The organism is Agromyces mediolanus (assembly GCF_044917495.1).
Classification (GTDB): domain Bacteria; phylum Actinomycetota; class Actinomycetes; order Actinomycetales; family Microbacteriaceae; genus Agromyces; species Agromyces mediolanus_B.
This window is the reverse complement of the sequence record NZ_JAVSSI010000006.1, coordinates 177,815-191,950: the sequence shown is the minus strand read 5'-3', so window position 1 is coordinate 191,950 and position 14,136 is coordinate 177,815. Positions and strand designations below refer to the sequence as shown.

The window sequence follows — 14,136 nt, the reverse complement described above, 5'->3', positions numbered from 1 at the left end:
TTCGCGGATGCCTGGGGAGCAGCCGTTCGACCGCCAGTTCGGTGACCTCGCGGTCACCCAGCTCATCGTCATGGCGGGGCTGCCGGGTGCGGGGAAGTCGACGATCGGTGAGATCGTCGGCGCCCGCCTCGGCGCCACCGTCGTGTCGGTCGATCCGATCGAGTCCGCCGTGCTCCGTGCCGGCATCGATGCGGATCAGCCCACCGGCCTCGCCGCGTACCTCGTCGCCGAGGAGATCGCCCGCAAGGAGCTCGAGGCCGGGCGCACGGTCATCGTGGATGCCGTGAACGCGGCTGAGGCCGCGCGCCTGCAGTGGCGCGATCTCGCGGAGCGGACCGATGCCCGCCTGCGGGTCATCGAGGTCGTCTGCACCGATGAGAGCGTGCACCGGTCCCGCCTCGAGAAGCGGGAGCGCAATCTTCCGCACCTCGACGAGACGACGTGGCGGGCCGTCGAGCAGAGCCTCGAGGGCTATGCGGCCTGGAACGGCCCGTCGGCGGCGCTGCCGCGTGTGACGGTCGACTCGGTCCGCTCGCTCGGTGAGAACGTCGACGCGGCGCTCGCGTTCATCGCGTCGTAGTGCTCGTTCTTCTTCCCCCGTCCGAGACCAAGCGCGTCGGCGGCGAGCCCTCGTCGTTGCGCCTCGACCGGTTGTCGTTCCCGACGCTCGGCGCGGTGCGCGCCGACCTCGTCCCCGCGGTCGTCGAGCTGGCATCGGACCACGATGCCGCCATGCGAGCGCTGAAGCTCGGTCCGCGCTCGGCGGCCGAGGTGGAGCACGACCGTCTGCTCGAGTCGTCGCCGACGATGGCGGCCATCGACCGGTACACCGGCGTGCTCTACGACGCGCTCGACGCCCCGAGTCTGGACGCGGATGCCCGCGCCTACGCAGGCCGGCATGTCGCCGTGCACTCGGCGCTGTTCGGTCTCGTGGGTGCGCTCGACCCGATCCCGGCCTATCGCTTGTCGCATGACTCCCGGGTGCCCGGGCGCAGGCTGAAGGCGTTGTGGCGTGCGCCGATCGCGGAGACGCTCGCCGCCCACGACGGCCTCATCATCGACCTCCGTTCCGAGGGCTACGCCGAGCTCGGCCCGGCACCGGCGGGATCGATCTTCGTGCGCGTGGTCGCCGTGGATGGCACCGGTCGCCGGCGCGCGCTGAATCACTTCAACAAGCGCGCGAAGGGCGAGTTCACCCGGGAACTCCTGCGATCCCGCCCTGCGCCCTTCGCCGACCTCGACGCGCTGCTGGCGTGGGCCGGCTCGGCTGGCTTCGAGCTCAGCCTCGGCGCCGCATCGGGACCGATGGGCCCGGCGATCCGAGAGGTCGAGCTGCTCGCCGCCTAGCCCGGCGAACGATCCGTCAGGTCCTGGCCTCCTGAACCGCGGGTGCGGAGCCCGGTGTCGCGGAGCCCGATGCGCCCGGTGCTGGGGAGCCCTATACGGTGGACCCCTGCACGGTGGGGACCTGTGCGGTGGAGCGGAAGCATCCCTCGAGGTGGTCGTCGACCATTCCCGACGCCTGCATGAGCGCGTACATGGTCGTGGGGCCGACGAAGCGGAATCCACGCGCGCGGAGTGCTTTGCTGAGTGCGGTGGACTCCGGAGTCGTCGCGGGGACCTCGGCGAATGCCGCAAACGGACGGGGGCGGCGCGGGGGTGCGAACGACCAGAGGAACTCGTCGATCGGTTGCTCGAGCGCGAGGGTGGCGCGGGCGTTGCCGATCGTCGCCTCGATCTTGCCTCGATGCCGAATGATTCGCGCATCGCCGAGCAGGCGTTCGACATCGTGCTCGTCCATCGAGGCGACGCGCGCCGGATCGAAGTCGAAGAACACCTCCCGGAAGACGGGACGCCGCCTCAGGATCGTGATCCAGGAGAGCCCGGCCTGGAATCCTTCCAGGCAGAGCTTCTCGAACAGTCGCACGGGGTCGTGCGTCGGTGTGCCCCACTCTTCGTCGTGGTAGCGGGAGTACTCCGCGTCGCCCGCACCCCATGCACACCGGGTGAGGCCGTCGTCGCCGACGACGAGGTCCGGTCGGGTCGAACTCACGCGGCGAATCCGATCTGCTCGTGACCGAGCAGCCAGAGCTTCGTCGACACGCCCTTCCCGCCCGAGTAGCCCGTGACCCGGCCGTCGGATGCGAGCACCCGATGGCATCCGATGATGATCGGGATCGGGTTCGCTCCCACAGCACCGCCGATCGCGCGTCCCGAGCCGGGCTTGCCGATGGCGGCGGCGAGGGCGCCGTAGGAGGTCGCTTCGCCCCAGTGCAGGCGTGAGAGCTCCGACCACACCGCCCGTTGGAACTCGCTCCCGCCTGCGGGCTGCACGGGAACGTCGAAGTCGGTGCGCGTGCCGGCGAAGTACTCGGCCAGCTGGTCGCGAGCCTGCTCGAGGATGGGGTTCGGCCGTTCGGGCTCTCCGTCGTGGGGCAGCAACCCGTCGGCGTCCTCGATGGTCAGCGCGACGAGGTGATCGTCGTCGCCGACGAGTTCGATCCGACCGATCGGAGATTCGATGCGAAGCAGGAAGACGTTGCTCATAGCTCGAGCGTAGTTCGGCCCTCAGACACGGGCTCGCGGAAATCAGACATCTGTGGGGAACGCGGCCGGGCGCCAGCTTGTGGGGGAGGAGTGGGAGGAAAGCCGGGCGACGCATCCCGGCCCCTCCTCCCCAGAAGAGCCCGGGTCGCATCGCGTCCACAGAACGGCGACTCCCCGATGCTCGGACGTCTCGGGGCCCGCAGGCTGGGCGGCATGTCGAATCAGATCACCGTCCGCGCCGTCGGCGGACGCGAGCTCCTCGCTCTGCTGCCCGGGCTCGCGGGCACGCCGCTCCGCCGTTCACTCGTGTGCGTCGCCTTCCGAGGCAGCACGGTCATCGGCGTCCTCCGCCACGACCTCCCGCGTCGGATGGCCGACCATCCGGTGCTCGTGAGCGCGATCGTCGGCGCGGTCTGCCGAATCGAGGGTGCCGACGGGATCATCATCGTCGCGCACACGGATCGCAGCTACCCGCGGACGAACGGCACCGCGGAACGGCGTCTGATCGATCGCACCAGCGCCCGGCTCGAGGAGGCGGGCTTCGACGTCCTCGACGGCTTTCTCGTCTCCGCGACGGGGTGGGGCTCGATCAACGACCCGCTCGTGCCGCCCGGGGGTCGGGCGCTCGAACTCATCGAGGATGCTGCGGTCGAGCTGGCGCCGCTCGTCCCCGCGAGCGCAAGCGATTCGGCTCCGGCGATGGACCGAGCACGCGCGGGCCGCCTGCGTCGGCGGTTGGCATCGATTCGGAATCGAGCGGTGCCGCACTGGATGGAGGAGGAGCTTGGGACGGAAGCCGACCCGGTCGCGCTCGTCGAGCGGGTGCTGGCGGCGCGCGAGACGACCGCGTCCCAGGCCGCCTGGTTCGCCGAGCTCGCCGGCTCGGCGGTGTTCCGTGACGCGATGGTCGTGCAGATCGCGTTCGGGGCGTCCGTCGGCGAACTCGCACTGCACGGAGTCGCCGCCGAACTGAACCGTTTCGAGGGGATGTCGGACGCACTGCCGGCGAGGCCCGAGGACGCGCCGGACGGGCGAGACGAGTTCGTCTCGGAGCTGTACCTGGGGCGTACGAGACTCCGGCCCGACTCCCGCCGCATCACCACCGGCATCGGGTTCGCCGAGCAACTGCTGGTCGATCTGCCGCGCGCCTACCGGCCCGGGGTGCATTGCATCGCGGCGTGGCTGCATTGGGCGCTCGGCCGGGGCAGCCGTGCCGGGGTGCACCTCGTCGCCGCCCTGAACATCGACCCCGACCATGGGATGGCCCGCCTGCTCGAGGTGTACATCGGCTCGGGTGCTCTGCCCGAGTGGGCCTTCGTCCGCTCCGAGGCGCAGGACGCCCTGCTCGGAGACGGATGAGCGCGTCTCGGGGGCCTGAGACGCGACGAGGCCCCGGGCGGAATCGCCCAGGGCCTCGTCTGAACTTCTCCGACGCCGTACATTGTGCGGCACCGGCCGTGCACTCAGAGGCGGTTCGACGCCTCGGTCAGCACGCTGCGGAGGATCTGCTCGATCTCCTGGAACTCCGGCACGCCGATGGTGAGCGGCGGCGAGAGCTGGATGACGGGGTCGCCCCGGTCGTCAGCGCGGCAGTACAGGCCGGCGTCGAAGAGCGCGGTCGAGAGGAAGCCGCGGAGTAGGCGCTCCGACTCCTCCTCGTTGAAGGTCTCCCGGGTCGCCTTGTCCTTGACGAGCTCGACCGCGAAGAAGTACCCCTCACCGCGGACGTCGCCGACGATGGGGAGGTCGTTCAGCTTCTCGAGCTCGGAGCGGAACAGCGGGCTGTTCTCGCGAACGTGCTCGTTCAGCTTCTCCTCTTCGAAGATGTCGAGGTTCTCGAGCGCGACCGCGGCGGAGACGGGGTGCCCGGCCCAGGTGTAGCCGTGGTAGAAGGTCGTGTCGCCCTTCTTGAACGGCTCGTAGATCTTCTCGTTGATGATCGTCGCGCCCATCGGGGCGTAGCCCGAGGTCATCGCCTTCGCACAGGTGATCATGTCGGGCACGTAGCCGAGCTGGTTGCACGCGAAGTAGTCGCCGATGCGGCCGAAGGCGCAGATGACCTCGTCGGAGACGAGCAGCACGTCGTACTTGTCGCAGATCTCGCGCACGCGCTGGAAGTAGCCGGGGGGCGGCGGGAAGCAGCCACCGGAGTTCTGCACGGGCTCGAGGAAGACCGCGGCGACCGTGTCCGGGTCCTCCATCAGGATCTGCTCCTCGATGCGGTTGGCCGCCCACAGGCCGAAGGCCTCGAGGTCGTCAGCCGGGGCGCCCATGTCCGCGGCGCGGTAGAAGTTCGTGTTCGGCACGCGGAGGCCACCGGGCGTGATCGGCTCGAACGGCGCCTTGATCGGCAGGCCCGTGACCGCGAGGGCGCCCTGGGGGGTGCCGTGATAGGCGAGCGCACGGGAGATGACCTTGTACTTGGTCGGCTTGCCCATGAGCTTCCAGTAGTTCTTCGCGAGCTTGTAGGCGGTCTCGACCGCCTCGCCGCCGCCGGTCGAGAAGAACACGTGGTTCAGGTCACCGGGGGCGTACTCGGCGAGCCGGTCCGCGAGCTCGATCGCCTTGGGGTGCGCGTACGACCAGATCGGGAAGAACGCGAGCTCCTCCGCCTGCTTCGCACCGGCCTGGGCGATGCGGGCACGGCCGTGCCCGGCGTTCACCACGAAGAGGCCGGCGAGCCCGTCGATGTAGCTCTTGCCGTTGATGTCGTAGATGCGGTGGCCCTCGCCGCGGGTGATGATGGGCACGCCCTGCTCCATCGTCGACTGGCGCGCGAAGTGCATCCAGAGGTGATCCTTCGCCTGCTTCTGCAGCGTCGCATTGTCGTAGCGGACATCGGTCATGGTCATCGGTTCCTCACGGTTCCCCAGTTGTAGTGCTGCTTCTGCAGCCTCAGGTAGACGAACGTCTCGGTCTGCTGAACGCCGTGGAGGGATCGGATGCGCGAGTTGAGGAGGTCGATGAGCTCCTCGTCGTCCTCGCATACGACCTCGGCGAGCAGGTCGAAGCTGCCGGCGGTGAGCACCACGTAGTCGATCTCGGGGATCGAGGAGAGCTGCTCGGCGAGCACGCGGGTGTCGCCTTCGGCACGGATGCCGATCATCGCCTGCCTCGTGAACCCGAGCTGCATCGGATCGGTGACCGCGACGATCTGCATGACGCCGGCCTCCTGGAGTCGCTGGACGCGTTGGCGCACCGCAGCTTCGGAGAGACCGACGGCCTTGCCGATATCGGCATAGGAACGTCGCCCGTCGGTCTGGAGCTGCTCGATGATCGCCTTCGACACATCGTCGAGTTGCACCGGACGCGACGTGAGTCGTCCCGTGTTCGTCATGGCTCGATCATGACAGCGAAGAGAGGTAGAAGCAAGGGAATCAGTCGAATGGGTGCCATTTCACAACTGATTCCATGCATTTCCTGGGAGAGGGCGGGGGGTCTGCGGCGCTCGTCCGGCGCGGCATCCATGAGCCAACTCCGGCCCCGAGGCGCTACGATCGACGGGTTCCCCTCACATCCTGACGCGTCCCCCCGCAGACAGGCGAGATCCGTGACCCAGATCGGCATCGGCAATCCGCGCCACCGTGTCGTGCTGCCCGGAGGCACCGAGGTCGAGATCGCCTGGGCGGCGATGACCGATACCGGCCTCCGGCGCGAAGTGAACGAGGACAGCTTCCTCGCGCAACCGCCCGTCTTCGCCGTGGCCGACGGCATGGGCGGTCACGCCGCGGGCGATTTCGCGAGTGCCGCGGTCGTCACGCGCCTCGCCGAGTACAGCGGTCGCACGGTCGTCGGAACCCCGGACATCGACCAGGCGCTCCGGTCCGCGGTGCAGGACATGGGGCGCGGGCGCGGCGTCACCGACGAGGGCAGCGGAACCACGGTGACGGGGGTCGCGCTCGGCTCGATCTCCGGCGAGCCGGCATGGATCGTCTTCAACATCGGCGACTCCCGGGTCTACCGCCTGATCGGTGGAGTCCTCGAACAGCTCACCGTGGATCATTCGATCGTGCAGGAGCTCGTGGATGCCGGACAGATCACCCGCGAGGAGGCGGAGACCCACCCGCACTCGAACGTGATCACCCGTGCCGTCGGATTCCATGAGGCGCCGCTGCCCGACTACCGGGCGATCGCGATCGAGCCGGGCATGCGCCTGCTCATCTGCTCGGACGGGCTCACGAAGGAGATCACCGCCTACGGGTTGCGCCATTTCCTCGTCTCGAACCCGACGGCGGATGCCGCGGCCAGGCACCTCATGGATGCCGCCCTCGGCAACGGCGGCCGCGACAACGTCACCGTCGTCGTGCTGGACGTCCTCGACGTCGTCCGCCCGGCCGACGACTGAACCGCTCGCCCCTCGGAGCGCGACGACACGGAGGGCACCGGCCTCCGCGGTCCTGGGGCGTCCCGCCGCTACGCTGGAAGCGGTGATGAGGAGCGTGCACGTGAACTGCCGGATCTGCGATGCGGAGCTGCCCGAAGGGGCCATGTTCTGCGGGGAGTGCGGAAGCTCGACGAGCGCGACCCCGGAGTCCAGGCGGAAGCCCGACCCGCGCCCCGGTGACACGACGATCGTCGCTCCGCTCCAGCGCCGTAACAGCGGTGTCATCAGCATCCCGGTCGGTGGCTTCCTCGCGCCGGACGGTCGGGCGGGGTCCGAGGAGACGGTGGCCGAGGCGCCCGAGGCGTCCCGACCCCCGGTGGGCGAGACGCCCGTCGCCGGCGCGAACGGATCGCCGGGCGACGGCGACCGCGCAGCGGGGGAGTCCGATCGGTTCCGGCTCCGCTTCAGCACGGGGGAGACCCGCATCGTGTTCGGCACCGGCCTCATCGGGCGCAAGCCGCTCCCGCAGCCGGGCGAGCGGTTCGATCATCTGGTGCAGATCGCGGATCGCACGTTGTCCGTCTCGAAGACGCACCTCGAGTTCGGGTCGCACGACGGGGTGCTCTGGATCTCGGACCGCTTCTCGGGCAACGGCACGATGGTCCGGCGACCGGACGACGGAGCCGTCCGCTGCGAACCCGGCCGGCGCTACCAGGTGCCGCGCGGAAGCACGATCGAGCTCGCGCAGCAGCAGTTCATCGTCGACTAGCGCAGGCCTCCTCCACAGGGCGGCGGTCGGCACGGCGTTCCCACCGATTCGAATCCGGCGCATTCCGGATGTCGCGATCCCTGCTGTGCTGGGGTCATGGATGCGCAGATCGACCGACTCCCTCGACTGAGGCTGCCTTCGCCACCGGGCACCCGGGCGAAGGCGCCGTTCCCCATCCTCGCCACCCTGGCGCCGATCGCGACGGCAGGTGTGCTGTTCGCGCTGACGCGATCGCCGCTCGCGCTCGTCTTCGCTGCGGTCGGCCCGCTGGTCGGGATCGCCGCGATGCTCGACGGCCGGCGCGGTGCGCGCAGGGCGCAGCGCGGCGAGGCGCGCGATCGGGCGCGCGCGCAGCAGGCGCTCGACACCGAGCTCACCGATCGACACGCGGTCGAGCGGGCGGAGGCGTGGCGTCGCACGCCGCCGCTCGAACTGCTGCTGACCGAGCCCCCGGGAGCGCGCTGGTTTGGAGACGACGGACAGGAGCTCGTCCTCGGCCGCGGCACCGCCGCGAGCCTCGTCCAGCTCGAAGGCGAAGCGGTCGACGAGGCCGACCACGCGCTGCTCGCGAGGGCCGCGTCGCTTCCGGATGCACCCGTCCGTGCAGATCTGGCGGCGGGGATCGGTTTCGTCGGGCCTGAACTGCTCGCGCGCGCGGCCGCCCGGGCGACGGTGGTGCGATGGGCGTCGACCGTCAGGCCGGGCGGTCGTGCGGGCATCGCCGTCCCCACGACCGAGGCCTGGGCGTGGGCTGCGCAACTGCCGCATCGCGGAGCCGACGCGTCGCTCACCGTCGTCGACGGCGCGCTGCCGGCGGGCGCGGCGGGCGTGATCGCCGTCGCCGCCGATCGCGGAGCGCTGCCGCCGGGGCTCGGCACCGTCGTCCGCCTTCGGACGGCTCGGCAGGCCAGCGTCGAACGCCTCGGCGTGCGTCCCTGGAACGGCGAGTTCGCGCCGGATCTGCTCGGCGAGCGCCAGGCGGAGGCGGCGGCGCTTCGGCTGGCGCGAACAGCGGCGCGGAGCGGGCTCGACGAGACCTCACTGCCCCGGCGCGTCGACCTCGCCGGTCTCACGCACCCGAGGGCGGTCGGCCGGGGCTCGCTCGCCGTGACGGTCGGCGCCGGGCGCAGCGGACCGTTGGAACTGGATCTCGTTCGGCAGGGCCCGCACGCCCTCATCGGCGGAACGACCGGCAGCGGGAAGAGCGAGTTCCTCCTCACCTGGCTCGCGGCGCTCGCCGTCGCGTACTCGCCCGCACGGGTGGCGATGCTCCTCGTCGACTTCAAGGGCGGCGCGGCATTCCAACCGATCGCCGATCTCCCGCACGTGGTGGGCATCGTCACCGATCTCGACGAGGCGGAGGCGCTCCGGGCCGTGGAGAGCCTTCGAGCCGAGATCAGACGACGAGAGCAGCAGCTCCGCGCGGACGGAGCGCGCGACTTCGTCGAGCTCGATGACGGCACGGAGCTGCCGCGGTTGGTGATCGTCGTCGACGAGTACCAGGCGCTCGTCGAACGATTCGAGCCGCTCGCCCGGCTGTTCGCAGACATCGCGGCGCGAGGACGATCGCTCGGCATGCATCTCATCCTCTCCACCCAGCGCCCGAATGGCACCGTCCGCGAGCAGATCACCGCGAACTGCCGACTGCGCATCTGCTTGCGCGTGCTGCACCCCGCCGACAGCCGCGCCGTCGTCGGCGTCGATGAGGCCGCGGGGATCCCGCCCGGCGTGCCCGGTCGAGCGGTGGTGGACGACGGTACCGGTCCGCCACGACCTTTCCAATCGGCGATCGCGGACCCGCTCCAGCTGGAACTGCTCCGGGCCGGACGAGCGGCGGACACCCCAGCTCGACGGCCCTGGCTCGACCCCCTTCCCACCCGTCTGCCGATCGCCGAACTCGAGTCCGACCGCGACGGAGACGGTGGCGGTATCGGCTTCGGCCTCCTCGATGCTCCGGAGCAGCAGCGGAGGCTCGCTGCGGAGTGGCGTCCGGCGGCCGACGGCGCCCTGCTCGTATGCGGCGCGCCCGGCAGCGGTCGTACCACGACGCTCCGCACGCTCTCCGCGGCGTTCCGCGCGCGCTTCCCGACGGCATCGGTCATCGAGCTGCCAGACGAGCGGGCGGCGGCGTGGGACACGCTCATCGCCCTCGCTCGCGAGGCCGAGTCGGGAGGCTTCGAAACCGGACACCGCCTCCTGGTCATCGACCGGATCGACGTTCGCTTCCGGGGCTGGCCCGAGGAGTACCGGGTGGCCGCCGGTGACGCGCTCTCGACGATCCTGCGGCTATCGGGCGGGGGACTGCACGTCGCCGCATCGGCGATGCGGGCGGTCGGCATGCCGGCGGAGGTCCGCGACGGCTTCCAGTCCTTCGTGCTGCTGCGCCAGGCCTCCCGCGGCGAGCTCGCCCAGCTCGGCGGCGAGCCGGCGCTCTGGCACGCCGACGATGCGCCGGGCGCCGGGCAATGGCGAGGGCTCCGCCTGCAAGTCGCGATGCCCGATCCGGCCAGTGACGCATCCCCGATTGCCGGAGTGCCGGTGCGGGCAGGAGGAGCCGCGGCTGTCGCATCGCCGGCCCTGCCGCGAGTCGAGGAACTCGAGCTCCGGGCCGGGCGCAGCTACGCACTCGTCGCCCGGAACGTCCCGCTCGCGCTCGCCCGCCTCGCCGCACTTCCGCGCGTGCGCGTCGAGGTCCTGACGATCGCCGGCCAAGCCTCCGAGGCGCTCCCGCACGCCGGCGGCGATGAAGCCACGGTGTTCGTCGGGGATGTCGACGCGTGGGCGGCGGCGTGGCGCCAGTGGGGCGCGCTGAAGCACACCGCCGAAGTGCTCGTGGACGGTGGCCTGCCGGAATTCCGCGCCCTCCATCGCGTCCACGAGCTCCCGCCGCTCCTCTCACGCGGCGCCCCGCAGGGATGGCGGATCGCTCCCGACGGCACGGTTGCACGATTCGTCTGGCAGTTGAGCTGATTCGACTGAAATCGTTCCTGAACGGTGCCGTTCTCGACGGGAACCATCGCGTACGACGCGAAAACGTAACGAATCGGACATCGAGCCGTGATTCCAGCCGAGCAGTGTGGCAGGATCAATCCACCCCGCAGTGCTGCGAACCCGAGAGGAAGCCCGTGACTCGGCAACCCCCGACGGATCCACGAATCCGTTCCCTCATCGATCTCGCGCGGCGCCAGCAGCTGAGTCGACGGACCCTCCTCGCCGGTGCCGGCGCCGGGGCGACCGCGCTCGCGCTCACCGCGTGTCAGAGCGGCCCCCGCCCGAAACCGACGCCGGCGGCCGATCGTTCCGACGGCGACCCCACGGTGCGCTGGGCCAACTGGGCCGCGTACATCGACGAGGACGACGACGGCAACTACCCGACGCTCCAGGCGTTCACCGAGGCCACCGGGATCTCGGTCGACTACCAGGTCGCGGTCGACGACAACAACACCTATTACGGCAAGGTGAAGGACCAGCTCGCGCTCGGCCAGGACATCGGCGCCGACACGGTCTGCCTCACCGACTGGATGATCGCCCGTTGGATCCGCTTCGGCTACGCGCAGGAGCTCGACCACGCCAACATCCCGAACCTGGCCAACCTGAATCCTGCGCTCCGGGACCCCGACTTCGATCCCGGCCGCACCTACTCCGTGCCGTGGCAGGGCGGATTCGGCGGGATCTGCTGGAACAAGGAGGCGATCCCCGGCGGCATCACCCGGGTCTCCGACCTCTGGGACCCCTCCCTGAAGGGCCGCGTCGGCGTGCTCTCCGAGATGCGCGACACGATGGGCTGCATCATGCAGGACCTCGGCACCGACATCGCCGGCGACTGGGGCGACGACGAGTTCACGGCCGCCATCGACGTGTTCCGCGAGCAGGTCGACCGCGGCCAGGTCCGCAACATCAAGGGCAACGCGTACCTCGAAGACCTGAAGTCCGGCGACACGCTCGCCGCGATCTGCTGGTCGGGCGACATCACCGTGATCAACGCCGAGGCGGGCGACAAGTGGGAGTTCGCCCTGCCGGTCGGCGGCGGCACCCTCTGGAACGACAACTTCCTCGTCCCGGTCGGCTCGCCGCGGAAGTCCAACGCCGAGCGGCTCATCGACTTCTACTACCAGCCCGAGATCGCCGCGGAGGTCGCGGCCTGGGTGAACTACATCACGCCCGTCGAGGGCGCCAAGGAGGCGGCGATGGCCATCGACCCCGAGCTCGCCGAGAACCAGCTCATCTTCCCGAACGCCGACACGCTCGAGCAGGCCCACGTCTTCCGCGGGCTCACGGCGCGCGAGGAGCAGAAATACCAGACCCAGTTCCAGTCGATCCTGTTGGGAGTGTGACCATGGCGATGCGCGAATTCGCCGAGCGAGGCGCGGACCTCGAGCTCGTCGGTATCCACAAACGGTTCCCGGGCTTCACCGCCATCGAGGAACTCGACCTCACGATTCCGGCCGGATCCTTCTTCGCTCTCCTCGGGCCCTCGGGATGCGGCAAGACGACGACGCTGCGTCTCGTCGCCGGGCTCGACGAACCGACGAGCGGTCGGATCCTGATCGGCGGCACCGACGTCACGGCGACCCGGTCCCACGAGCGACCGGTGAACACCGTCTTCCAGAGCTACGCGCTCTTCCCGCACATGACGATCCTCGAGAACGTCGCCTTCGGCCTGCGCCGGCGCCGCATCGACGACGCAGTCGGCAAGGCGCACGAGGCGCTCCGGCTCGTCGAGCTCGACCATCTCGCCCAGCGCCGGCCGCAGCAGCTCTCGGGCGGGCAGCAGCAGCGCGTGGCCCTCGCCCGAGCGATCGTCAACCGCCCGGCGCTGCTGCTCCTCGACGAACCGCTCGGCGCGCTCGACCTGAAGCTCCGTCGTCAGATGCAGCTCGAGCTCAAGGCGATCCAGGAGGAGGTCGGTCTGACCTTCCTCCACGTCACCCACGACCAGGAGGAGGCCATGACCATGGCCGACACGGTCGCCGTGATGAACAAGGGCCGCATCGAGCAGATGGGAGCTCCGGAGGAGCTCTACGAACTGCCGAAGACGGCGTTCGTCGCGAACTTCCTCGGCCAGTCGAACCTCTTCACCGGCGACGTCGTCGGTGCGAGCGACGTCGCGATCGCCGTCGAGGCCGGAGGTGCGCGCATCGTCGTCCCCGCCGCCCGGGCGCAGCGCCACGCCGGCCAGGTGACCGTCGGCGTCCGGCCGGAGAAGGTCGAGCTGCACCGCGACCAGCCCGCCGCGGAGTCCGGGCGCAACCTGCTCGGCCCCGGCGTCGTCGTCGATGTCTCGTTCTCCGGGGTGAGCACCCAGTACATCGTGGAGGTCCCGGGAGCGGGCCGGGTGCTCGTGTTCGCGCAGAACATCGGATTCGGTCCCGCCGCGTCCGAGGGGGACCGCGTCTGGGTGAGCTGGGCGGTCGAGCACGGCTTCGGACTCGAGGACACGCCGGAGGAGAGCAGGTTCCCGGCGGATGCCTCGACGAGCGCCATCGCGGCCCAGCACCGCGACGCGCTCGTGGCGGAGCTCGAGGAGCACTGAGGTGGCCTTCGCAGCCTTCGCCACCGCCGAAGCGCAGCCGCAGGCGCCACGGAAGCGCAGCGCGATCGCCCTCGTGCTCCTCGCACCGGGCATCGCCTACCTCGTGCTGTTCTTCCTCACGCCTCTCGTCTCGCTCCTCCTCACCTCCCTGCAGGTGCAGAGTGAGTTCGGCGACATCGGCGAGTTCGACTACGCGTTCAACTGGCAGAACTACGTCGACGTCGTGACCTCGTACTGGCCGCACATCCTGCGCTCCTTCGGGTACGCACTCGTCGCGACCGTGCTCGCCCTCGTCATCAGCTACCCGATCGCCTACTTCATCGGGGTGAAGGCGCGCAGCAAGCCGCTGCTGCAGGGCATCCTGCTGGTGCTCGTGATCGCGCCCTTCTTCATCTCCTTCCTGCTGCGCACGCTCGCCTGGAAGCAGGTGTTCTCGGACGAGTCGTTCATCATCACCTCGCTGAAGGCCCTCTCCTTGATGGCCCCGGACGCGCACTTCACCGGCACCCCGTTCGCCGTCATCTTCGGCCTGACGTACAACTTCATCCCGTTCATGACGCTGCCGCTGTACACGACGCTCGAACGCCTCGATCTGCGCTACCTCGAGGCGGGCGGCGACCTGTACGCGAACCCCGCGACGGTGTTCCGCAAGGTGACCGTGCCGCTGTCGATGCCGGGCATCGTCGCCGGCACGCTGCTCACCTTCATCCCCGCCGCCGGCGACTACGTGAACGCGAGCCGGGACTTCCTCGGCGGTCCGGGCACGCAGATGATGGGCAACGTGATCGAGGCGAACTTCCTCGTGCTGCTCAACTATCCGGCGGCGGCCGCGCTCTCGATCATCCTGATGGCGGCGATCCTCATCCTCGTCGGCATCTACGTCAAGCGAAGCGGAACGGAGGACCTGCTGTGAGCGGAGAAGGACAGGCCGGAGCAGTCCTCGGCGGGCTCGCGGAAAGCGAG

Annotated in this window: 13 protein-coding genes; 9 read left to right on the top strand and 4 right to left on the bottom strand. The window is 70.0% G+C overall.

What is annotated here, in order from left to right; translation table 11 throughout:
* The first annotated feature begins 7 nt into the window (after positions 1 to 7).
* Entirely contained in the window at positions 8 to 580 is a 573-nt protein-coding gene (locus tag ROT00_RS11035; protein ID WP_404774817.1) for a P-loop nucleotide/nucleoside kinase family protein, read from the top strand.
* On the top strand, positions 580 to 1,347 hold the full coding sequence (locus ROT00_RS11030; RefSeq protein ID WP_404774815.1) for a YaaA family protein: 768 nt from the start codon (positions 580 to 582) through the stop codon (positions 1,345 to 1,347). The genes ROT00_RS11035 and ROT00_RS11030 overlap by 1 nt, the downstream gene beginning before the upstream one ends.
* A 91-nt stretch (positions 1,348 to 1,438) precedes the next feature.
* Here ROT00_RS11030 and ROT00_RS11025 read toward each other — a convergent pair whose 3' ends face one another.
* Together ROT00_RS11025 and ROT00_RS11020 are read right to left on the bottom strand one after the other, a co-directional pair.
* Entirely contained in the window at positions 1,439 to 2,053 is a 615-nt protein-coding gene (locus ROT00_RS11025; protein WP_404774813.1) for a DNA-3-methyladenine glycosylase I, read from the bottom strand.
* Positions 2,050 to 2,547 (bottom strand): methylated-DNA--[protein]-cysteine S-methyltransferase, encoded by a 498-nt coding sequence (locus ROT00_RS11020; RefSeq protein WP_404774811.1) that lies wholly within the window; start codon positions 2,545 to 2,547, stop codon positions 2,050 to 2,052. The genes ROT00_RS11025 and ROT00_RS11020 overlap by 4 nt, the downstream gene beginning before the upstream one ends.
* Before the next feature lie 213 nt (positions 2,548 to 2,760).
* On the opposite strand from ROT00_RS11020, the gene ROT00_RS11015 reads away from it, so the two are divergent.
* Positions 2,761 to 3,906, top strand: a complete 1,146-nt coding sequence (locus ROT00_RS11015; RefSeq protein WP_404774809.1) for a DUF4192 family protein — start codon at positions 2,761 to 2,763, stop codon at positions 3,904 to 3,906.
* Between the two features lie 104 nt (positions 3,907 to 4,010).
* Here ROT00_RS11015 and ROT00_RS11010 read toward each other — a convergent pair whose 3' ends face one another.
* Together ROT00_RS11010 and ROT00_RS11005 are read right to left on the bottom strand one after the other, a co-directional pair.
* Positions 4,011 to 5,399: an aspartate aminotransferase family protein gene (locus ROT00_RS11010; protein ID WP_404774807.1), complete on the bottom strand. Its 1,389-nt coding sequence runs from the start codon at positions 5,397 to 5,399 to the stop codon at positions 4,011 to 4,013.
* Entirely contained in the window at positions 5,396 to 5,884 is a 489-nt protein-coding gene (locus ROT00_RS11005; protein WP_404774805.1) for an Lrp/AsnC family transcriptional regulator, read from the bottom strand. The genes ROT00_RS11010 and ROT00_RS11005 overlap by 4 nt, the downstream gene beginning before the upstream one ends.
* A 213-nt stretch (positions 5,885 to 6,097) precedes the next feature.
* On the opposite strand from ROT00_RS11005, the gene ROT00_RS11000 reads away from it, so the two are divergent.
* From ROT00_RS11000 to ROT00_RS10975, 6 genes are all read left to right on the top strand, one after another.
* Positions 6,098 to 6,892, top strand: coding sequence for a PP2C family protein-serine/threonine phosphatase (locus tag ROT00_RS11000; protein WP_404774803.1), 795 nt, complete (start codon positions 6,098 to 6,100; stop codon positions 6,890 to 6,892).
* Positions 6,893 to 6,977: 85 nt separating this feature from the next.
* Positions 6,978 to 7,640, top strand: coding sequence for an FHA domain-containing protein (locus ROT00_RS10995; protein WP_404774801.1), 663 nt, complete (start codon positions 6,978 to 6,980; stop codon positions 7,638 to 7,640).
* Positions 7,641 to 7,736: 96 nt separating this feature from the next.
* Positions 7,737 to 10,610 carry an FtsK/SpoIIIE domain-containing protein gene (locus ROT00_RS10990; protein WP_404774799.1) on the top strand — a complete coding sequence of 958 codons (2,874 nt, stop codon included), beginning with the start codon at positions 7,737 to 7,739 and terminating at the stop codon, positions 10,608 to 10,610.
* Between the two features lie 155 nt (positions 10,611 to 10,765).
* The gene (locus ROT00_RS10985; RefSeq protein ID WP_404774797.1) at positions 10,766 to 11,974 is read left to right on the top strand and encodes an ABC transporter substrate-binding protein; all 1,209 of its coding nucleotides are present in this window, start codon (positions 10,766 to 10,768) and stop codon (positions 11,972 to 11,974) included.
* A 2-nt stretch (positions 11,975 to 11,976) separates the two neighbouring features.
* Positions 11,977 to 13,173, top strand: a complete 1,197-nt coding sequence (locus ROT00_RS10980; RefSeq protein WP_404774795.1) for an ABC transporter ATP-binding protein — start codon at positions 11,977 to 11,979, stop codon at positions 13,171 to 13,173.
* Position 13,174: 1 nt separating this feature from the next.
* Positions 13,175 to 14,086: an ABC transporter permease gene (locus ROT00_RS10975; RefSeq protein WP_404774793.1), complete on the top strand. Its 912-nt coding sequence runs from the start codon at positions 13,175 to 13,177 to the stop codon at positions 14,084 to 14,086.
* Positions 14,087 to 14,136 lie beyond the last annotated feature (50 nt).

Excerpts from the sequence above, each read along its gene's own strand:
- ROT00_RS11035 (WP_404774817.1), top strand. The coding sequence starts at position 8 with ATGCCTGGGGAGCAGCCGTTCGACCGCCAGTTCGGTGACCTCGCGGTC.
- ROT00_RS11020 (WP_404774811.1), bottom strand. The coding sequence starts at position 2,547 with ATGAGCAACGTCTTCCTGCTTCGCATCGAATCTCCGATCGGTCGGATC.
- ROT00_RS11015 (WP_404774809.1), top strand. The coding sequence starts at position 2,761 with ATGTCGAATCAGATCACCGTCCGCGCCGTCGGCGGACGCGAGCTCCTC.
- ROT00_RS11010 (WP_404774807.1), bottom strand. The coding sequence starts at position 5,399 with ATGACCATGACCGATGTCCGCTACGACAATGCGACGCTGCAGAAGCAG.
- ROT00_RS11005 (WP_404774805.1), bottom strand. The coding sequence starts at position 5,884 with ATGACGAACACGGGACGACTCACGTCGCGTCCGGTGCAACTCGACGAT.
- ROT00_RS10995 (WP_404774801.1), top strand. The coding sequence starts at position 6,978 with ATGAGGAGCGTGCACGTGAACTGCCGGATCTGCGATGCGGAGCTGCCC.
- ROT00_RS10990 (WP_404774799.1), top strand. The coding sequence starts at position 7,737 with ATGGATGCGCAGATCGACCGACTCCCTCGACTGAGGCTGCCTTCGCCA.
- ROT00_RS10980 (WP_404774795.1), top strand. The coding sequence starts at position 11,977 with ATGGCGATGCGCGAATTCGCCGAGCGAGGCGCGGACCTCGAGCTCGTC.